General features: G+C 70.9%; 16 protein-coding genes and 1 pseudogene. 5 read left to right on the forward strand and 12 right to left on the reverse strand.

The window, feature by feature from the left end:
• The 4 genes and pseudogenes from KBI5_RS13555 to KBI5_RS13570 all read left to right on the forward strand — a co-directional run.
• A pseudogene (locus tag KBI5_RS13555) lies at nt 1-251 on the forward strand (branched-chain amino acid ABC transporter permease); the annotation flags it as partial.
• On the forward strand, nt 248-1,660 hold the full coding sequence (locus tag KBI5_RS13560) for a branched-chain amino acid ABC transporter permease (protein WP_085015437.1): 1,413 nt from the start codon (nt 248-250) through the stop codon (nt 1,658-1,660). The pseudogene KBI5_RS13555 and the gene KBI5_RS13560, both read left to right, overlap by 4 nt.
• A gap of 152 nt (nt 1,661-1,812) precedes the next feature.
• Nucleotides 1,813-2,652 (forward strand): ABC transporter ATP-binding protein, encoded by an 840-nt coding sequence (locus tag KBI5_RS13565; protein WP_241882871.1) that lies wholly within the window; start codon nt 1,813-1,815, stop codon nt 2,650-2,652.
• On the forward strand, nt 2,652-3,380 hold the full coding sequence (locus tag KBI5_RS13570; RefSeq protein ID WP_011434810.1) for an ABC transporter ATP-binding protein: 729 nt from the start codon (nt 2,652-2,654) through the stop codon (nt 3,378-3,380). Before KBI5_RS13565 ends, KBI5_RS13570 begins: the two co-directional genes overlap by 1 nt.
• Before the next feature lie 69 nt (nt 3,381-3,449).
• Here KBI5_RS13570 and KBI5_RS13575 read toward each other — a convergent pair whose 3' ends face one another.
• The 5 genes from KBI5_RS13575 to KBI5_RS13595 all read right to left on the reverse strand — a co-directional run bounded on the left by KBI5_RS13575 (nt 3,450) and on the right by KBI5_RS13595 (nt 13,662).
• Nucleotides 3,450-4,802 carry a D-arabinono-1,4-lactone oxidase gene (locus KBI5_RS13575; RefSeq protein WP_241882867.1) on the reverse strand — a complete coding sequence of 451 codons (1,353 nt, stop codon included), beginning with the start codon at nt 4,800-4,802 and terminating at the stop codon, nt 3,450-3,452.
• A gap of 171 nt (nt 4,803-4,973) precedes the next feature.
• On the reverse strand, nt 4,974-6,218 hold the full coding sequence (locus tag KBI5_RS13580; RefSeq protein WP_241882868.1) for an acyltransferase: 1,245 nt from the start codon (nt 6,216-6,218) through the stop codon (nt 4,974-4,976).
• Nucleotides 6,219-6,409: 191 nt separating this feature from the next.
• Nucleotides 6,410-7,252 carry an SDR family NAD(P)-dependent oxidoreductase gene (locus KBI5_RS13585; RefSeq protein ID WP_235462977.1) on the reverse strand — a complete coding sequence of 281 codons (843 nt, stop codon included), beginning with the start codon at nt 7,250-7,252 and terminating at the stop codon, nt 6,410-6,412.
• 540 nt (nt 7,253-7,792) lie between these two features.
• Nucleotides 7,793-12,358: a cation-transporting P-type ATPase gene (locus tag KBI5_RS13590; RefSeq protein ID WP_085015441.1), complete on the reverse strand. Its 4,566-nt coding sequence runs from the start codon at nt 12,356-12,358 to the stop codon at nt 7,793-7,795.
• Nucleotides 12,359-12,483: 125 nt separating this feature from the next.
• Nucleotides 12,484-13,662, reverse strand: coding sequence for a hypothetical protein (locus KBI5_RS13595; protein WP_241882869.1), 1,179 nt, complete (start codon nt 13,660-13,662; stop codon nt 12,484-12,486).
• Between the two features lie 315 nt (nt 13,663-13,977).
• Here KBI5_RS13595 and KBI5_RS13600 point away from each other — a divergent pair, with 315 nt between their 5' ends.
• Nucleotides 13,978-14,853: an SDR family oxidoreductase gene (locus tag KBI5_RS13600; protein WP_085015443.1), complete on the forward strand. Its 876-nt coding sequence runs from the start codon at nt 13,978-13,980 to the stop codon at nt 14,851-14,853.
• On the opposite strand, the gene KBI5_RS13605 is transcribed toward KBI5_RS13600, so the two are convergent.
• The 7 genes from KBI5_RS13605 to KBI5_RS13635 all read right to left on the reverse strand — a co-directional run.
• Entirely contained in the window at nt 14,741-15,808 is a 1,068-nt protein-coding gene (locus tag KBI5_RS13605; protein WP_085015444.1) for an LLM class flavin-dependent oxidoreductase, read from the reverse strand. The genes KBI5_RS13600 and KBI5_RS13605 overlap by 113 nt on opposite strands.
• A 67-nt stretch (nt 15,809-15,875) precedes the next feature.
• On the reverse strand, nt 15,876-16,469 hold the full coding sequence (locus tag KBI5_RS13610) for a hypothetical protein (RefSeq protein WP_085015445.1): 594 nt from the start codon (nt 16,467-16,469) through the stop codon (nt 15,876-15,878).
• Nucleotides 16,470-16,574: 105 nt separating this feature from the next.
• On the reverse strand, nt 16,575-17,651 hold the full coding sequence (locus KBI5_RS13615; protein ID WP_011434819.1) for a hypothetical protein: 1,077 nt from the start codon (nt 17,649-17,651) through the stop codon (nt 16,575-16,577).
• 135 nt (nt 17,652-17,786) lie between these two features.
• A complete protein-coding gene (locus KBI5_RS13620) occupies nt 17,787-18,272 on the reverse strand; it encodes a hypothetical protein (RefSeq protein WP_085015446.1) in 486 nt (161 codons plus the stop codon).
• A gap of 247 nt (nt 18,273-18,519) precedes the next feature.
• Nucleotides 18,520-19,419: a hypothetical protein gene (locus KBI5_RS13625; RefSeq protein ID WP_085015447.1), complete on the reverse strand. Its 900-nt coding sequence runs from the start codon at nt 19,417-19,419 to the stop codon at nt 18,520-18,522.
• The gene (locus KBI5_RS13630) at nt 19,416-19,895 is read right to left on the reverse strand and encodes an OmpA family protein (RefSeq protein ID WP_241882870.1); all 480 of its coding nucleotides are present in this window, start codon (nt 19,893-19,895) and stop codon (nt 19,416-19,418) included. The genes KBI5_RS13625 and KBI5_RS13630 overlap by 4 nt, the downstream gene beginning before the upstream one ends.
• A 140-nt stretch (nt 19,896-20,035) precedes the next feature.
• Nucleotides 20,036-20,623 (reverse strand): class I SAM-dependent methyltransferase (locus tag KBI5_RS13635; protein ID WP_133057030.1); only part of this gene is annotated, 588 nt, incomplete at its 5' end.

Raw genomic sequence — 20,623 nt, forward strand, 5'->3', positions numbered from 1 at the left:
ACGCTGCGCTACCTCGCCGGAGCCCTGGGTTCGTCCCCGGGGTGAAGGCGTTCACCGCCGCGGTCCTCGGCGGCATCGGCAACGTGCGCGGGGCGATRCTCGGCGGCCTGCTCCTCGGATTGGTGGAAAGCTATGGCGGATATATCTTCCAGGCGTCCTACAAGGACGTGATCGCTTTCCTGGTCCTGGTCGGCATCCTGATGATCCGACCGTCCGGCCTGCTCGGGGAACGTCTAGGGAGGGCAGCGTGAGCGCTGCGACGTCGTCCGCCCGCYCGCCGAGGGCCGGGGCGCCGCTCCCACCCGCCGGGCCGGGTGGCGGGTCTGGTGGCGACCCGGCGGGCGCATCGCTGCGTCCGGCCGTGCTGTTCTCCCCGGCCCGGYTGCGCCAGCTCGGGGTGCTGCTGCTGGTGGGTGTRCTCGCCGCGGTGGTGACCGGTCCGGCCGGGGGCTCCGACAAACCGCTGAAGGCATTTCAGGATTCGGTGCTGGACGCGCGGATCCTGCCCTACCTGGGGCTCGCCGCCGCGTTGTGGATCGTCCTGGCGCTCGGCGTCGAACTGCGGGGCGCGGCGGGCCGGCTGACGGCCGGCATCCGGGGGCCGGTGAGCGCGGCCTACGCCACCCGGGGCGGCCCGATCGCGCTGAACCTGGCGCTTCTGGCGGTCGCGATCATCGCCCCGCTGGTCGTCTCGACCGCCGCGCAGCAGTCGATGGTCAACGACATCGGCATCTACGCGCTGCTCGCACTGGGCCTGAACGTCGTGGTCGGCTACGCCGGCCTGCTCGACCTCGGCTACATCGCCTTCTTCGCCATCGGTGYCTACGCGACGGCCTACTTCACCTCACAGACCGCGATGCCGTGGCACGCGCCCTTCGTGCTCAACCCGTTCTTCGTCTTCCCGATCGCGCTGGTCCTTGCCGCGCTCGCCGGCGTCGTCCTGGGCGCGCCGACGCTGCGGCTGCGGGGTGACTACCTGGCGATCGTCACGCTCGGTTTCGGTGAGATCATCCATTTGATCGCGAACAACGCCGACAACATCACGAACGGTGCCCGGGGGGCCTTCGGCGTTCCGCACCTGTCGATCAACCTGCTCGGCCTCGGCTACGAGTGGGGCATCGATCCGCTGCCGTATTACTACCTGCTCCTGGCCATCATCGTCGGAGTCATGATCGCCTTCGGTCGGCTGGAACGGTCCAGGATCGGCCGGGCCTGGGCGGCGATCCGCGAGGACGAGATCGCAGCCGAGGCGACCGGGGTCGCGACCCTGCGGATGAAGCTGCTCGCCTTCGCTATCGGCGCCTCGGTGTCGGGCTTCGCCGGCGTGCTCTTCGCCTCCAAACAGTTCTTCAACCCGCAGAGCTTCAGCCTGCAGGCGTCGTTCTTCGTCGTCGCCGTCGTCATCTTCGGCGGGATGGGTTCCCGGCTCGGGGTGGTGGTCGGTGCCGTCGTCCTCCAGGGCATCGCCTTCTACCTGCGCGACAAGGTCCCGCCCGCGGACCGGTACATCTACTTCGGCGCTGTCATCGTGATCATGATGATCTTCCGTCCGCAGGGACTCGTGCCGTCGCGCCGGCGGCGTCGGGAGATCCAGCTCGCGGAGGCCGGCATCGGCGCGGCGGACTCCCTGGGCGCCGCGCCCACGGGGGGCAAGCCGTGACCAGGGGCGGAGCGCACCGCGTCTCCCCGCCGGGACACCGGCGCTCCCGGGACCGGCAGCGCGGGAGCAGCCAGGGCCGCGGGAGCAGCCAGGGCCGCGGGGACAGCCAGGGCCCGGGGGAAGCCGGGCGCGGCGGAGGCCCGGAGGACCTAGTGGTGGAGGCCCGCGACCTGGCGCTGCGGTTCGGGGGTGTGACCAGCCTCGACGGCGTCTCACTGCGCCAGCGCCGGGGCGAGATCCTGGCGGTGATCGGACCGAACGGGGCCGGCAAGACCTCGCTGTTCAACTGCCTCACCGGGGCATACCGCCCGCAGCAGGGATCGGTCACCTTCTGGCCCCGGCCCGGCAGGCAGGCCGAGCTGGTGGGGCGCAGCCCGCACGCCATCACCCGGCTCGGCGTCGCCCGGACCTTCCAGAACATCCGGCTCTTCCCCGCCCTGTCGGCGCTGGAGAACGTCCAGATCGGGACCGAGGTGCGGCAGCGGTACGGGCCGCTGGCCGCGGTGCTGGGGCTGCCGGGCGCCCGGCGGGCCGAGCGTGACGGCGTGCGGCACGCGCTGGAGCTGCTTGAGCTCGTGGGCCTGCCGCACCGGGCGCACGAGCTCGCCTCGTCGCTGCCCTACGGCGAGCAACGCCGGTTGGAGATCGCCCGGGCGCTCGGTACCGAGCCGCGCCTGCTGCTGCTCGACGAGCCCGCGGCCGGCACGAACCCGGCGGAGAAGCGTGACCTGGCAGAGTTGATCATCCGGATCGCGGGCACCGGGGTGTCGGTCCTGCTCATCGAGCATGACATGCGGCTGGTCATGTCGGTGGCGACCTCGGTGGTGGTGCTCAACTTCGGCCGGATCATCGCGTCCGGCACGCCGGTGGAGGTCCAGCGGGACCCGGCGGTCATCGAGGCGTACCTGGGCCTGGCCGACGCCGGCGCGGCGGATCCCGATGTGGTGGATCCCGGCGCGGCCGGCCCCGCCGGGTGGAAGGAACTGCGCTGATGCTGCTGACCCTGGCCAATGTCGAGGTCGCCTACGGCGCCGTCACCGCCCTGCGCGGCGTCAGCCTGGAGGTGGCCGAGGGCGAGATCGTCACCCTGCTCGGGGCCAACGGCGCCGGCAAGACAACCACGCTGCGGACGGTCTCCGGACTGCTGCGGCCCCGGGCGGGACAGACGTGGCTGGACGGTCGCCCATTGTCGTCAATTCCGGCGCACGAACTCGTCGGCCGGGGGGTGAGCCACGTGCCCGAGGGCCGGCGAATCTTCCCGAGCATGAGTGTCCGAGAGAACCTCCTGATGGGCGCCTACCACGATCGCCGGCATGTGCGGACCGACCTCGGCCGGGTGCTCGCGCTCTTCCCCCGGCTGGCCGAGCGGATCGCGCAGCCGGGAGGCACGTTGTCCGGCGGCGAGCAGCAGATGCTCGCGATCGGACGCGCGCTGATGAGCCGTCCCCGGCTGATGCTCCTCGACGAGCCGTCGATGGGGCTGGCCCCAATGATCGTTCAGACCATCTTCGAGGTGATCGCGGAGATCAACCGGGAGGGGGTCGCGGTACTGCTGGTCGAGCAGAACGCGGCTTCGGCGCTGCGGATCGCGGGCCGCGGCTACGTGCTGGAGACCGGCGAGGTCGTGCTGGCGGGTACCGCCGCGAGTCTGCTGGCCGACGACCGGGTCCGRCAGGCCTACCTCGGGGAGGACGTCGGCGGCCGGACCACCGCAGGCTGAACCGCCCGCGACCGCTGCTCCGCCCGTCGCCACATCGGCGAGAAACCGCCGTGGCGTGCCGCGGTCGGGTCACCGAGCGTTGGTGGCGCAGGCCGGTGAGCCGAGGACGCGGTCGAGATACGCGTTCGCGAACACCCCGGTCGGGTCGGCGGCGTCGCGCACGGCCAGGAAGTCGTCGAAACGGGGATAGAGCCCACGCAGCGTCGCCGCGTCCAGTGAATGCAGTTTGCCCCAGTGCGGCCGGCCGCCGACCGACAACATGATTTTCTCGGCGAGGYCGAAGTAGTCGCCGTGCGCACCGCGATGATCCACGTGCACGGCGATGTAGGCGGTGTCGCGGCCGTACGCCGTCGATATCGGGATCTCGTCCGCGGCGGCACATCGGACCTCCACCGGGAAGACGGCACGCACGTCCGCGCTCCCCATGGCGTAGACCAGCTCACGCAGCGTCGCGGCGAGATCGGCACGGGGGAGGGCGTACTCCATCTCCTTGAACCGGACCCGGCGGTGGGAGGTGAACACCCGGTAGGACAGGTCGCGGAACGTGCGGCTGCCCGAGGCCCGCGCGCTGACGTGCGCGATGGGCCGCACCGCCGCGGGCATCCGCCGGCCCGTCGTCATCAGCGCGCCGAAGAGGGTGTTCGACACCAGTTCGTCGTCAACCCAGCAGCGCAGCCGGGGCAGCGGCGCCAGGCCGTCGTCGAGCGGACGCCGCTGCCCGCGTCTGACCAGGGCCGTCGTGGTGTGCGGAAACCACGAGAAGCGGAGGTGGTCGGTCTGGTCGACGAGATCGTCGTAGGTGTCGAGGACCTCGTCCAGGCGCATCGGACCCTCCTGGACCTGCAGGGCGAACAGCGGCACCGCCTGCAGGGTGACCGACGTGACGACGCCGACGGCACCCAGGCCCAGCCGGGCGGCGGCGAACAACTCGGGACGTTCGCCGCGTGAACAGGTGACCACACTGCCGTCGCCGAGTACCACCTCGAGTGCCCGGACCTGGGTGCACAGGCCGCCGAAGCGGCTCCCGGTGCCGTGGGTGCCGGTCGAGATGGCACCCGCGATGGTCACCTCGTCGACGTCGCCCTGGTTGGTCAGGGCGAGCCCGGCCTCCGCGAGCAGCCGGTTCAGCCGGCGCATGGTCATCCCACCGCGCACCGTCACCAGGCCGCTGCCGCCGTCCAGAGCGACGAGGTCGGCGCACCTGTCCAGGCGGACCTGGACGGAGCCCGGGTCCGGGCGGCCGATGGCGCTCATGGAATGGGACGATCCGATCGCCCGGATCTGATGGCCGTCCCGGATGGCGGTACCGACCAGGGCGGAGATCTCCTCCGCGTCGCGGGGGCGGGCGAGGCGCACCGACCGGACGGTCTCGTTGCCCGCCCAGTTGCGCCAGGCCGAGGACTTACCAACGGGCGAGCCCATGGGCACCTCCGTCYGCCGGGACCGATGGCCGCGGTCCGGGGCCGGTCCGAAGTCGGGACCGGCCACCATCGTGAACCGGGCCTTCCCGGCTCCGTCACGCGGGGGGCGGGTGATGGCCGTTCACAGGGCGATGCGTCGTCCGACCTCCGTCCGGGCGGGATGGGCCGGTGGTCACGGACGAGCGACAGGTACGACATGATCCGCGCTTGCGGACTCCGGTGGGATCCGCGGTCGCACATCGGGCAGCAGACTCCGGTAGGCATGACGGGGGGATGATCGTGACCGGAGTACCCCCATCAGCCATCGGCGGGCCGGGCCTTCCACCGTGTGATGCAGGACCGCGGYGAAGGCGAAGGACAGGGCGAAGTCGGCGAGGATGGCGAGCGYCGTCCCGGCCGCGGTGGTGGCGTCGACCCAGCCGAGTTCCCCGCTGATCGTGAGTGTGGCGGGGTGAATGAGATAGAAGGCGTAGGAGATCTCGCCGAAATAGACGAGTGGGCGGGAGCTGAACACCGGAATCCGGCGGCCGTCCGCCTCACGGGTGCCGGCCAGGAAGATGATGATGGCAAACGCCGGCAGTGTGAGCGTGTCCATGAATCCCTGTAGATGGCCGTAGCGGTAGCCCAGGAGTATCGGGACGACCAGCCAGGCGCAGGAGAAGGCGGTGAGCATCCGACGCTGCCACGGCGTTGCGCGGGCACCCTCACGAGCCAGCAACCCAAGGACCACGCCAAGGACGAACTCGCCGAGCCRCACCGCCGGGTTCGCGTACGCGGCAAGATCGAACCGAGAGCCCGCGGTGCTCGCCGCACATGCCACGGCCGCGGCAGGGAGAACGAACAGGAGCGCGGCGCGGATGCGTTCGGGGTTGGTGCGGGTCGCGAACCTGCGGTACACGTGGGGGAAGACCAGGTAGAAGAACGCCTCGCAGGACAACGACCACAGCACGGCACCACCCCAGCCGAAATAGATCGACTGGGTTGGAACCCATGCCTGGACGAGGAGCAGACTCGGCAGGATGGAGAGGGGCTTCGAGCCGAAGTCCCCCAATGTCCCCAGCGGCCACGCGATCGCGAGCCAGATCCAGATGGCGGCGAAGTACAGGGGATAGACCCGGGCGAACCGGCGCCAGTAGAACTGCCCCGCGGTGATCGGCCTGGTCGCCCAGGTGAGGACGAACCCCGACAGCACGAAGAAGAACGTGACGCCCACGTAACCGATGTTGCCCAGCACCGCGACCACCGGCAGGGTCCCCTGGACGTCCGCGTGGATGTGGCGGAGGAACACCAGAGTGGCGGCGACTCCCCGCAAGCCGGTCAACGTGGGCAGCTCCAGCCCGGTCTGAGGTGCTGGGAGCTGCCGCGAGGGACGGAAGCTCTCCTGCTGGGCGGATTCTGGCGAGGTCCTCCGGGTCAACGCGCCCCCTTGATCGTCAGCCGTGCGTGCCGTCCCAGGCGAGGCCACGGCGATACCTCGGAGGAACAAACACTAACGTAGGTGTTGAATTGCCCATCGCGCCCCCGATCGGGTGAACATCGTGGCGCCGGCAGCCGGCTAGCGGGCGAACCTGGGACCTGGGCGGCAGTCGCCGCACAGCGTTGTGAGGTCTAGCCCGTCTGCGGACGAGCTACGAACGAGTCCACTGGTCCGGGTCCATGGGTGGGGCGTATCACGATCTCGGTGATACTCGCGCGGTCGGGAAGTGCCACTGCCCCGGTCACGACGTCGGCGATGTCGTCGGGCGCGATGAGCAGGTCGGCATTCCACGCCCGCCCCTCGGCCTGGAAGATTTTTTGCTGCATGGGGGTCGCCGTGCGGCCCGGGAAGACCGTGCACACCCGCACCCCGGCAGCCGAGACCTCCGCCCGCAGGCTGTCGGCGATCGCCCGCAGGGCGTGCTTGGCCGCGGCGTACTGGCCGACGCCGGCGCCGGCGGACAAGCCCTGGGTGGAGTTGATGAACACCACGTCGCCACCGGTCCGGACGAGGTCCGGAATCAGCATCTGGGTGAGCACATAGGGCGCGCGTACATTGATGTCCAGCTGTTCGTCAAGGTCGGTCAGTGGGGCGTCGGCGATCGCGCCGCGGTGGTAGGCCCCTGCCGAGTGCACCAGGATCTTCAGGTCCGTGGGCTGATCACGGACCATGTCGACCAGACAGCCGCGGTCCGCGGGATCGGTGATGTCCGCAGCCTGGTGGTGGATGGTCAGACCGACCTCGTCGGCCTCCTTGACCATCCTCGCCAGCACCTCCTCATCGCGACCGGTCGCGATGACAAATGCGCCGGCCCGCGCCAACCGAAGGGCGACGGCGCGCCCGATCCCGCTGGAGGCACCGGTGACCAGTGCGCCGCGGCCGGCGAGCTGGGGCAGGTGGGGCAGGTGGGTACGCGGACTTCCGCCTAGCAGATGGTCGGCACAGGCGATGGCCAGGTTCTGCTTTGCCGTCACTGCTTGGACGCTCCTCGGCAGAGTGGCGCAGGTCGCTAACCTGGACGAACACGAGCAGGCTGCCGCTGGGATCCGCGGACGGGTCCCGTTCGCCAGCGCGAACACGCGTCGATGCGGGTCGATCGCGGCTATCTGCGGCGAAGTAGCCACATCCCGCACGGTTGCGACTGTACCATCACGTAACGGTCGAGTATGCGTTGGCGCCCAGGGCCGCCCCAGCTCTCCAATCCCCGCCAGGAACGCGGTCAGGTCGAGTGGAGCGACCGAGGCCGGCGGCTTCCGCTGTCGCTGCGATCAGYGGATCGGGGACGCTCGGGGCCCGGTGATGGCCGGCTGCGGCGGCAAGCGTGCGGCGCGGATACTCGACACGCGAGATTCCGGCTCGGGCGGAGGCAGCGTCGAGCTTGGGGAGAACCGCGTCGGCACGTCACGTACGAGGATGTCGGCCACCGGCGTCACCTCACAGGTTCAATATCAGATTCCTCAACCGCGATATCATGGCCGCTTCTGTGCGGGCACCTACCCCACTCACCTCGCAACTCACCTCGCACGTACCCAAAGGTGTCCTGCGGCGGACTGCAGCCCGGCGGAGGCTTGGAGGAGGAAGGAGAGCAACGTCCCCGCCAGCGACGCGCCGATCGCGATCGACCAGCCCGCCGGACCGAGCGGGGTGCAACCGAAGAACTGGCTGACGCCTGGCATCTGCACGATGGCGGCCAGGACGACCGCCGAGGCGGCGATGCTCAGCAGGACCGTCCGGCTGCGGCCGCCGACGAGCAGCGTCTGGCCCAGTTGCGAGCCGACGAGCGCGGCGAGGCCGACCGTGTTCGCGTGCCGTCGGCGCCCGGTGAGGCGGGCGATGATCCAGGCACCCGTGGCGGCGAGGGTCGTGGCGACCGCCCGCACCGCGATCTCCCGGTTCAGGGCGGTACCGAGGGAGCGCTCCGGGCCCTCGCTGAGGAGCTGTCCGGTCGCCTCCGGATCCGGCTCGCGCAGCGCGACGGCCAGGGCCGGGGCGAGATCGGTGAGCAGGTTGACGAGCAGCAGTTGCCGCGCGGACAGTGGCGACCGCCCGGTGGCCATGGAGCCGAGGAGAGTGAACGCGATCTCGCCGAGGTTCCCGCCCACGAAGATGCCCAGGGCCTGGCGGACCGAGGCCCACATCGAACGGCCCTCGACGAGCACGTCGATGATCGTGTTCAGCTGGTCGTCCGTCACGATCACGTCGGCGGCGGCCCGGGCCGCCGGCGTGCCACGCCGGCCCAGCGCGAGGCCGACGTCGGCGAGCCGGATGGCGGGCGCGTCGTTGGCGCCGTCGCCGGTCATCGCCACCGTCTTGCCCAGCCGCTGGTAGGCCTCCACGACCCGCACCTTATGCAGCGGAGTGCTCCGGGCGATCACGGCCACCCTGGGCAGGACCGCGTCCAGGGCCTCGTCGTCCATGGCTTCGAGCTCGACACCCGTCAGCATGATCTGGTCGTCGGTGAGCACTCCCAGTTCGGTGGCGATCGTCCTGGCGGTGGCCGGATGGTCTCCGGTCATCATCAGCACCTGCACGCCCGCGGCGCGCAGCGCCTCCAGCGACGCCCCGGCCGTGGTCCGGACCGGGTCGGACAGGACGAGGAAGCCGAGGAAGGCCAACTCGGCCACGCTGTCATCGGTGAGTTCCTCGTCCGCCGGTCGGGGCGCGGACCCCAGGTCGCGATCGGCCACCGCGAGGACGCGGTAGCCCGCGCCCGCGAGCCGGCTGTGCTCCTGGATGAGCCTCGCCCGCCGGCGGTCGTTCAGCGGTGCCGTTCCGTCGGCGGTCCGGATGCGGGCGCACCGTGGCAGCAGCACCTCGGGCGCCCCTTTGACGCTCAGCACCGTGGTCGTGCCGGCATCCCCCACTGCCGCGTGGTAGCCGCGGCCCGGCTCGAAGGGAAGCGAGGCCGTCGGCGACCACACGGCGAGACCGTACTCGCGGGTCACCGCCGCCGCGGCCGCTCCCTTCTGCACCGCGCGATCGGTCGGATGCGGCAACTTCTTCTTTCCTTTGCCGCGCGGCGTGGCGCGTAGCCCGGCGGCCAGCACCCGCCGATGCGTCGCTCCGAACTCGGTCACCGCGGCGGTGTGCGTGCCGTCCGAGACGGCGTGCAGGCGGATCCTGCCCTCGGTGAGCGTTCCGGTCTTGTCGAAACCCAGCACGTCCACCCGGCCGAGGGTCTCGATGGTGCGGGGGTTGCGTACCAGCGCGCCCCGTGCCGAGAGCCGTCGGGCGGCGGAAAGCTGGGCGGCGGTCGCGAGGAAGGGCAGCCCTTCGGGCACCGCCGCGACGGCGAGCGCCACCCCGGCGCTGAGCGTGTCCCGGATCGGCAGGCCACGGATCAACCCGGAGGCCAACAGTGCCCCGGCGGCGGCGAGCGCCACCGGAATGGTGAGATCGGTGATTGTGGACAGTCGCGCCTCGACGCCGCTGAGCCGGGCGGGACCGGCGGTCGCGGCCATGCTGCGCCCCGCCTCGGTGGCCGAGCCGGTGGCCACCACCACGCCGGCGCCCCGCCCGCCGGCGACGGTCGTTCCTTCGTAGATCATCGAGGAGCGGTCTGCCAGGTTGGCGGCTGCCACCGGTCCGGGCGATTTCGTGACCGGCATGGACTCGCCGGTCAGCGACGACTCGTCGACGTCGAGCCCCGTCGTCGACAGGAGCCGGCAGTCCGCGGGGACGACATCCCCGGCCCCGACCATGATGATGTCGCCCGGGACCAGGTCGTCCGCCGGCAGCTTGGTCTCCTCGCCGTCCCGCAGCACCCGGGCCGGAACCGCCGAGACGGCGAACAGTCGGGCGAGTGCCCGGTCCGCCCGTATCTGCTGGACCGCGCCGGCGAACGCCGAGCCGATCGCGACGCTGAGCACCAGACCGGCGTCCAGCACGGAACCGGTCGCGGCCGACAGCGCGGCGCCGCCGAGGAGGACGGGGGTGAGCGGGTTGGCCAGTTCGGCCGCGAACGCCCGGACGAGGCTGGGCGCGGTCGCCTGCATCGACACCGCGCCGTCCTGGCGGCGTCGCGCCGCCTCCTCGGTGGACAGCCCACCCGGGCGGCTGTTGTCCAGCAGAGCCAGGCAGTCCTCGGCCGGCAGGATGTGCCACGGGGTACGGGGGACTGCGGGCGGCGGGGGGCGGCGACCCAGTTCCCGCGCCGCCCAGATCCCCTCGCCGAGGGCGGCGGTGACCGCCGCGGTGACCATTGTCATGGCCCGGGAGACCAGCCGCGGGTCGGCCCCGGTGAGCATGGCCAACGCACCGGCACCCGAGCCCACCTGGGCGAGCCGCACCGCGTGCCGGCTCACCTGGGCGGCCGCGGCGACCGCCTCGATCACGAGGCTGGCGGCGGCCAGGTCATTCCCAACCAGGATGTGCGCCCCCCAGGCCGGCGAGCCGTCGTGGCCGTTCACGCCGACGCCGCAGTCCGCGGTGCCGACCGCGGCCCGTCGGCGGGACACGACCAGGACGCCGCCGCGCTCGGCCTGCAGACCGCGGATCGTCCCGACCAACCGGTCCCCCCCGGGTACCCCGGGAAGGTTGTTGGTGTCCTCCACTGTTCCGCCGGCGCCGGCGGGAGGGTCACCGGCGATGAACACCGCCCGCCCGGAACGGCGGCAGGCGGCCAGCAGGTGGTGGCTCCCCTCCGCTCGCCCGGGTTCGACCGACACGATGGCCATCAGCCTGCTGCCCTGAGCCAGACCGAGCACCGTGTCCGCCCCGGACCGGGCCAGTTCGCGGCGCTCCCGGACACCGGTCCGGCCGCGCAGGCCGAGCTGTTCCACCGGCCCGAGGGCCCAGCCCTCCGCGGTGGCGACGGCGCTGATACCGGCCGGACGGAACAGGGCGTGCGCGCGGACCGCGACGTCGCTGCGGTTCGCACCGGCCAGCGGCACGACGTCGGCGATTATGCGTTCCTCTCCGCGCAGGACGTCGGCGTCGATGACGATGGTGTCGACGCGGTCGAGCACCCGCAGGGCCGCCGAATCCATGACGTGGACGCCGCGGCGCGCCAGGACGCGGGTCAACTGGGCGGCGAAGCCCTCCCGCCCGACCCGGGCCGGGCGTGGCAGCGAGGTGGCGGCCAGCGCCACGGCACGGCGCGGATTCCCGGTGGCGGCGGTGGCGGCCGCGAACCCGCCGAGCCCGCCGAGCACGGCGAGGTCGGCGTAGCGCTCCACCGGACCGTCCGGCAGCGGTCGCGGCCGTTCGGTCACCACCGGCTCGGCCGCGGCCCAGTCCGGATGACCGAGCAGCCCGTCCCGAGCCGTCATGAAGGCGTCCCGGCGCGCACGCGCCTCGCCCAGCGCGACCATCCGGTAGCCGGCGTCGACCGCGAGACCGAGATTCCCCTGCGCCAGGGCGAGGGCACCGGCGTTGACCAGCCCGAGGACGACGTCGGCCCGGCCCGCGCCGAGCATCTGCTCCACCCACCGGCGCAGCCGGGGTTGGGTGTCGACGAGGGTGACCAGCGATGCGATCTCGATGGGCAGTGGCACCGCCCGGGCGAGCCGGCCCGCCGACGCCAGCGCGAACGCGACCCCGTCGGCCGCCAGTGCCGCGGCCGTCCGGCGGACCGGCGCCGCGAACCTCGCCACCGCTCCCGGCTTCGGTTCGAGCGCGACGCCCTCCACCCGGCCGAGGGCCGCGACCAGGTCGTCGAGGGTGGGGGGCGGTTCGGCGAGCCCGATCAGGACACATTGCAACGGCTCGTTGACCCGGGCCCACGCCACCCCGGGCTGATTCTCCAGTACTCGTTCCAGCTGCCGGCGACGGGATTCGCCGGCAGGCCCGGAGATCCCCCGGATCCCGAGACTGAGAAGGTGGTGGGCGTCGGCCCTCCCCCGCGGTTCGCCGGCCGCCGTGGAGCCGGCGATCTCGCGATCGGCGCCGTCGCGATCGGCGCCGTCGCGATCGACGCCGCGGGGCGTGGGGGGCCCGGGTGCGAGGGAACCGGGCTTTGAATCCGGACTCCACCCGGTCCGGGTATGGGCAAGAACCGTATGGGCGAGAACCGGCTGGGCCACCGCCCCCAGGAGGGCGCTCGGCACGCGCAGGACGGTCCGGGCTGCGGGCAGACGCATCCGCGCGGYCTCCTCCTCATCATTGCGTRATCATCGCGTGCGGCGGGCGCGGGCCACGGCTGCCTCGTAGTCCTAACCGACTACCCTCTCCGCACGCGTACTAACTGATCGTTCTAGGAGATCAGTTAGTACGAGGACCGGACGCCGTGGCTCTGCACCGCCCCCCGGGCGGTGGCCAGCGCCTGCGGTGAGAAGTTGATGTTGGACTGGTCCATGAAACTGAAGGCGAACAGCCCGTCCAGGCTGAGCTTGCGCACCTCGTCACCGGCGAGCAGGGCGTGCATGTCCGCGTCCCAGGCCGCCTGCGACCCCGACTTGAAATGCGCCACCATGACCGGGCCGTACTGTCCCAGCAGCTTCGTCATGTTCCGCACGTCGGCGGCGTTGGAATCGTTCCCCATCGCCTGGAAGCTCTGGAAGTCCGACGCCCGCAGCACGTCCGCGAAGTGTGTGATCAGAGAGCGGCCGCCGCCCTTCACCGGATCGTCCCAGCGGCTCTGCCAACCGCCCCAGCCCAGCGACACCCGGGCGTTGGGCGCCCCGGCATGGAAGATCTCCTGGGTCGCCAGATACCGGTCCTGCAGAGCCCGGTAGTAGTTCGTGGTCTCGGGTGTGGCGGCCCACTCGTTGGACTGGCACGGATATGTCTGCAGTTCGGTGAAGAGCGTGACGTAGAGCGCCGGGCCGTTCGCGGGTCCGGCGAAGATCGAGGCGAGCTCGCGGGCGTCGRTGAGAAAGGCGCCGGACAACGGGTACTCCCGGCCGCAGGCGGGGCCATGGGAGGTCTGGAAGGTCCCCACGCTGCCGGTGCCGTCGAGCCAGACGACGAGATGAATGCCGTGGCCGGAACGGTAGACCTCGGGAATCAGGTCCGCCCGCCACTTCCGTAGAAAGCTCAGGTCGCCCGGGCCGTTGTACCAGGTGGTGAGAAAGTCCAGGTTCCCGGCGAGCGGCGAGGCGAGGGCGCTGTCGAGCGCCGGCCCGAGACCAAAGCGCAGCTTGCCCGGCTGGGTCGCCGGGACGGGTCGGATTCCCGCCGCCAGCGCCCGGCCCCAAGGGCCGGGCCGCGGATCCCCTTCATCGTGTGGTGCATGGGCGCCGGGTGGTGCATGGGCGCCGGGTGGGCCGGGAAGGCTGGCCGCGCTGGTGGGCCCTGGTCTGTCCGGGCTACTGGGCCCGGCCGCGCTGCTGCCGTCGCGGCCGCGGTGTTCGTGACCGAGGGTCGCGACAAGAACAGCACTCATGGCGAGGAGGACGAGGACGAGTGCGCCGGGATGTCGCGGCATTCGACTACGTAGGGACACGATCCTCCTGCCGCGGTTGCCGGGTAGCGGCGAAATTGTAGTTGATTAGACGCGCATCGGAGTCATTCTTCGTGGGTGAGTCGAGCGGAGCGGGTGAGGGACTCTGACGGCGATGGTGACTTTCCGTAGTAATTTTCGCCGGGTTGTCGATGCTTGGCGTGAGCGATCTGTCGCCTAAGGGAAAATCCGCCTAGTGCCGGGTGAGTGCTCCTCCTTCCGGGTGTTCGATGATGGCGTTTCCTGACATCGCCCTGTGGCGCGCCCGGCGCGCCCGGCGCGGACGCCCGTGYGGAACCCCGGCTGAGCAGGAGGAGCATGACCGCCGACCCGGATCTTCGGATGAGCACCGCTCTCATCACCGGCGCATCCTCGGGCATCGGCGCGGCGTTCGCCGAGGCATACGCGGACCGTGGAGCCCGGCTCGTCCTCGTGGCGCCGTCCGAGCCGAGGCTGTGGATGGTCGCGGAGCGCCTCGGCGCCCGGTACGGCACCGAGGCGCACGTCATCGCGGTCGACCTCGCCGACGAGCGTGGTCCGGACCGCCTCGCCGAGGCGGTCGCCGAAGCGGGCCTGGAGGTCGACATCCTCGTCAACAACGCCGGGTTCGGGACACGCGGTCCCTACCACGAGCTGTCCGCCGACCGGGATCACCGTGAGGTGATGCTGAACGTGGTGGCTGTCGAACGGGTCGCGCACCTGTTCCTGCCGGGCATGGTGGCCCGGGGCCGCGGCACGGTCATCAACGTCTCCTCCACCTCGGGTTTCCAGGCCGTCCCGTACATGACCGTCTACGGGGCCTCGAAGGCCTTCGTCCTGTCGTTCTCGATCGGCCTGTGGGCCGAGTACCGCCGGCGGGGGGTGCGCGTCCTCGCGTTATGCCCCGGACCGACCGACACCGAGTTCTTCGAGGTGCTGGGAACCCGGATGTCCGCCGGTGGCCGGTTGCGGACCACGGACGAGGTGATCGCCACCGCGTTCCGTGCCCTCGACCGCGGCCAGCCGTACGTCATCGACGGACGGCTGAACTACCTGACCTCCAACGCCTCCCGGCTGCTGCCGCGCGGACTGGTCGCGCGGATCACCGAACGGGTACTGCGCCCCGGCCGCTCGCGGCCGCCGGACCCGTCGATGTCAGTCCRCCGAGTTCGGCCACCAGCTCGTAGGAGCGGATCCGGTCCGCCAGCCGGGTGACGTTGGTGACGACCATGACCTCGTCGGCACCCGTCTCGTCGAGCAGCGCGTCGATCCCCGCGCGAACCGTCACCGGGGAGCCGACGATGTGCGAGGCGGTGGCGGCCTCCRCGATCGACCGCTCCCGCGAGGTCCACGGGTAGGCGGCGGCCTCCTCTGGCGAAGGGAACACCCCGGGGCGGCCGCTACGCAGCCGCAGCATCGCCAGCCGCTGCGGTCCGGCCAGCCACTGCGCGTGCTCGTCGTCGGCGGCACAGAGCACCGCGGCGGCGACGATCGCATACGGTCGTTCCCGGCCGGGCGAGGGACGGAAGGACTTCCGGTAGAGCTCCAACGCCGGCACCGTGTTCACCGAGCTGAAATGGTGCGCGAACGCGAACGGCAGGCCGAGCATGCCGGCCACCTGGGCGCTGTAGCCACTCGATCCCAGCAACCAGATGGGCGGTACCTCGGCCCGCGGGAACGCGGTGACGCCGCGCCTCGGGTGCGAGTCGGGGAAATTCCCCCCGGCCAGAAAGGTCGTCAGTTCGGCGAGCTGCTCGGGGAAGTCGTCGATGGCCGACAGATCGCTGGTGCGGCGTAGAGCCCGGGCGGTCGCGGGATCGGTGCCGGGAGCACGGCCGACACCCAGATCGATCCGTCCCGGGAAGAGGGTGCCCAACGTGCCGAACTGTTCGGCGATGGCGAGTGGCGCATGGTTGGGCAGCATCACCCCACCGGACCCCACCCTGAGGGTGGTGGTGGCCGCGGCGACCTGACCGATGAGGATCGAGGTCGCCGAGCTCGCGATCCCCGGGATGCCATGATGCTCGGCCAACCAGTATCGGGTGTATCCGAGCCTTTCGGCATGTCGGGCGAGTTCGAGTGTCCCGTGGACCGCGTCGGTGGCGGGGACGCCGGTGCCCACCGGGACGAGATCCAACACGGACAKGGGGACAGGTCGGGCCGGGCTCACGGCTGGTTACAACGAAGCATCCGGCCGCGCTCTTCCCGGGGTACTTCCCCGGGCACCCCGGGGGCCATCAGCCGCCGACCGTCTCCATGTAGTCCTCGGCCACCTCGTCGAGATCGTCCGTCGGATAACCGAGGGCGACGCGCACCCGCCGCCGGCCGACCAGCAGGAGATCGAGCATGAAGTCGGGGACCGTGGCGTGCTCGCAGCGGTGGTAGCCCATGGTGAACCAGGCGTGGGCGTCGGTGAGCAGACCGATTGACTCCAGGCTCTCGGCCACGGCCTCGTAGACGCCCGGATCGACCGACCGGGACGCCTTCAGCTCGGCCCGCAGCGCGGCCGCGTCGTCCTGCTGACCGTTGCGCAGCAGGCCGTCATGCAGCCAGACGCGGGGATCGACCGGGCACTTGCCGCCGTCCGCCACCGCCGCCCGGTAGCAGYGGATCGCCTCGTCCCAGTCGTCCGCGAGCCCGTACTGGCTGCCCGCGTCGACCAGCAGGGATGCCCGGGTGACGCGTTCGCTGTGCGTCTCGCTCCGTTCGGCCAGGGCCTCCAGAGTGGCCGCCGCGCCGCGATGGTCGCCGTTTCCCGCGGCCTTGAAGACGATCTCGTCTACGTCGTCATCCGAAAGGCCGTCATCCGAAAGGCCGTCATCCGAAAGCATGGGAATATTGTCACCCCCGGTTGTGGGGCCGGCACGCGGGCGGCGTGCTCTTCGATGGCGGTCTCATATGGTACCCGTCAGCCGGATCGGTACCCGTCAGCCGGATCAGGATCGACGGGCCATCTTGAGGGTCTTCTCCAACTGCTCGCGGTCCACCTCGGCGACCCGGCCGTTCGTCGGGACGGTCGGGATGTGGCCACCGCCGAGGACGAGGTCGGTGGTGTGCCGCAGGCCCATGTCCTTCTGCTCCACGTCAAGGATGGCCTCCTCGACCCGGTAGAGCTTCTCGATCCTGGAGACCTTCGCCTCGACCTGGGCCGCGACGATGCGCAGCCGCCGTTCGGCCTTGGCCAGCCGCCGTTCGAGCCGACGGTCGACGATGTTGGGCATCGGCTCGTCCCGTTCCGTCGGGTCGTGCAGGTAGAGCTCGACCGCGACGGCGACCAGCGGGATCAACGCCTGGAACACGATCACCGCGCCGCCGGTGCTCTCGCTGGCCGATCCCTGGGTGCGCACCAGCACTCCGGCGATGGACAGCAGCAGGAAGATCGCGGTGGTGAGGGTCAAGGCCAGCGGCGACGACTTCGACTCCACCAGCTGCTCGCGGATCTCCGGATCGATCTTGAACCGGCCCGCGTCGGCGTCGGCGAGCATCTGCTTCTGGGCCCGTGCGAGGATCGACGCCTTGATGCCGTGGGCGAGCGCCACCCCGGCGATGAACACGGCGACCCCCAGCAGGCCGCCCAGCCACCATTCGGGCCCGTACCCGCCGACGTCGGCGAGGACGGCGTAGGACTGGGCGAAGACGTAGAAGTCCAGCGCCGCGAGCACCGTCAGCACCGCGGCCCGGGCCGGGCCCGCCAGTGCCATCTGCGGGATGCGTTCCTGCACCCCGACGCTGCGCCACAGCCGGCCCTGCTCGACCTTGTTCTTGATCAGCTCGGTCCGCCGCTCTCGGCGTTCGGCCCGGGAGTCGATCTCCATCCGGAGCTCGGCGATCAGCTCTTCCAGGGTCCGTCCGTCGGCCCGGACCGCGGCGCGGACCTCCTGGACCTCCGCGTCCTCGAGGCTCTTGAGGACCTTCGGGCGGGTCTCGGCGCCCGCCAGCGCAATGTCGGCGTCTCCCACCCGGCGGATGAGCTGCTTGGCCAGACGCCCTGGCTGGTTTCCCCTACGCAGCACCTTGGAGGTTCCTACTTTCCGATCTCGGTCCTTCCGGGTTCGACCGGACGGGTTCGACGGGACATTCGACGAGAGGTTCCACGGAGCTGTCGGCCTCGTCGGCTGCTGGTCGGTGTGGTTGGCGTGGTCGGCCGGTCAGTCGATCGGACGGGCGAAGGTGCCGCCGACGAAGCAGAGCATGGCGCAGACGATGCCGAGCACCGAGGCGACCATCGCCTCGCGCGCACCCTGGGCCTCGTCACCGGAGAAGACCATGGTCAGTACGAGCGTGCCGACCCCGACGACCGCACCGACGGCCCCCAGCAGGAACCGTCGCTGGATGGTCTCCCGCGGCGGCAGCCTGGACAGCGCGTCGATCGGGGCGATCCGGCCGGCCCGGGCCTGGTTGCCCACACGGCGGYGGATGTCGCGCAGTCGGAAGGTGTTCCCGGTGATGAAGAAGCTGAGCGCGGTCACGATCATCGAGCCGGTGACGGAGACCTTCGCGAACGGCGACGACAGGGTCAGCCAGACCCAGATCTCCAGCACCGCGAGCATGAGCAGACAGCTGGTGATCACGACCGTCGAGCGCATGAGGGCCGGGCTGAAATGCTGCTCCTCGGGCTCGTGAAGAACACCCATGGGTCGCCTCCTTGCGTGGGTTTCCACCGGTGCTGTCGCGATCATCAGTGGCTCGGACGTGTCGGCGTGGTGCGCGCCGCGGCGGATGCGGACGGGGTGTTCCGGGATCTCGGGTGCTCCGGCGACGGTCGCGGCCGGACTTGAGGTGGCGGTGAGAGTGGTCAGTGCAGTGCCGCTTTCGATGGGGCCGGGCTGGTCGGGGGCATGAGGATGATGACGCCGGGTGTCCGGCCGGGGCGGGGCCGTCCTAGCTGCAGTCACTGCTGATCCGTCGGCACAGCTCGCCCTTGAGGTAACGGGCGAGGTCCTGCTGCGGGCGGTCCGCTGATCCCTCGTTGACGCCGATGAAACGCACCCTGTCGTTTCCGACGGAGGTGATCTGCCGCGTCTCGAAGCACCGTTTGACCAGTGCCTCGGCGATCGACACGGAGGCCTTCTTACCGTCGACGTTGAGGCAGTCGGAGTCCTGGCCGGTCCCCAGGAGGTCCGTCCAGACCAGCACGGTCACCTCGTTGACCTTCACATCGGGCGTGGAACGGACGGCGTTGATCTCGTCGTTGATGCCGGCGAGCAGGCCCGTCACGCTGCCCTTCGGGCTGACCCGCTCGGTTTGGACGATGTGGTCGATCTCCTGACTGAGCACCTTCGACGCGGCGAGCCGGTCCTTCTCCTCGCGTCGGTCGTTGTTCCGAGTGATCTGGAACATCCGGTCACCGTGGAAGCAGTCCGAGTAGGTCATCGGGCCGCCGCCGCTGGCGACCAGCCGGATGTACTCGCCGTTCTTCAGCGCGGTGTCGAGATAGGGCTGGGTCCGGGCGGTCACCCGCCCGGCCGTCTCGGGCGAGTTGTCGGACAGGTCGAGAAGGATCAGTAGCAGGGGTGCGCCGTTGTCCGGGGCCTTCTCCTGGTATCGGGTGCAGTCCAACGGAGCGGAGGCGTCGGCCCTGCCCAGCAGACCGCCGGTGTTGCAGGCGGTGAGCATCGGCGTCGCGAGCAGCGTCGCCGCGACCAGACCGGCGAGCCGCCTGCGCCGGGCCCGTCGCCGCGGCCCGGCAACCATCAGATCGTCCTCGGTGGCATCCTCGGCCGCCACCGTGGGAGCGACGGGAACAGCGACGGGAACAGCGACGGGAACATTGCTCGTCATCGCAGCACGATCTCCACTCGGCGCCGGCTCGCGTCGGCGACGCCGTCCTGCGCGCCTTCCTCGCCCTTGCCCTCGACCTCCAGCAGCGAGCCGGGGATGCCCTGAGTAGCAAGCCACGACTCGACCGCCTTGGCGCGATCCTGCGACAGCCGCAGGTTGTCCTCGGTCCGACCCAGCCCATCGCTGTACCCGATGACCGCGATGTGGCCGGGGTGTTCACGGATCGACGGCAGAATCTGCCCCAACGCGGTCACGGCCTCCCTCCGGAGCTCACTGCTGTTCGAGTCGAACAGGTAGTCGGCGCTGACCGTCGTCACCTGGCTGCCGTCCGGCTGGGTGATGAACTTGCTCAACGGTGGCAACGGATCAGCCGCGACGGCAGGCGCGATCCGGGTGGCCCGTGGCGCCGGAGTGAACGAGGCGGTGTCGCCGCCGCTGGAGGAGCACCCGGCCACGAGCCCCAGCGCCGCTGTCATGACCACGCCCGCGCACGTGCGGACGGCCGGATTGCCGCGTCGCCTGAACGTGGCATCTCCGGGTGTGGAGTGAGCGTGATACACGGTCTGCCCCTAACGGCGAATCCGGGGCTCACCATAACGGGGGGGATCGGGCCGTCTCACCGCACCCTGGGGCGTTGTTCGCATAGTGTGTCAGCCCGTCGCGGCGTTGAGTCGGTGGCCTGGTACGCGCCGCATCCATGCTGATCGGCACCCGAGGCCCCGGAAGGGAGCTGGGTTACGAAGATCGAGGTGGAGGGGACGTATCCGCCCCGGATCGGTCCCCATTGCCCCCAGGCCCGCTCCTGGCCAGGAGGCCATTCCGGCTCGATGACGTCGAGCAGGATCAATCCCGCGGCGACGATCTCGCGGACCCGGTCGCCCATTGTGCGGTGCGTCTCGGTGTAGATCGCGCTGCCCTGCTCGTCATGCTCGGTGTAGGCGCGTCGGTCGAAGTAGCTGTGGAAGACCCGCAGGCCGTTCTCGTCCGGGTCATCCGGCAGGCACCAGACGAACGGATGGGTCGTGGAGAACACCCAGCGGCCGCCCGGCCGCAGCACCCGGGCGATCTCCCGCATCACGGTGCCACTGTCGGCGACGAACGGGACCGCGCCGAACGCCGAGCAGGCCACGTCCACGCTGGCGGCCGCGAACGGGAGCGCCGTGGCGTCCGCCTGGACGAGCGGCACATCGATACCGGTGCGGAT

Source organism: Frankia sp. KB5, assembly GCF_002099325.1.
GTDB lineage: Bacteria > Actinomycetota > Actinomycetes > Frankiales > Frankiaceae > Frankia > Frankia casuarinae.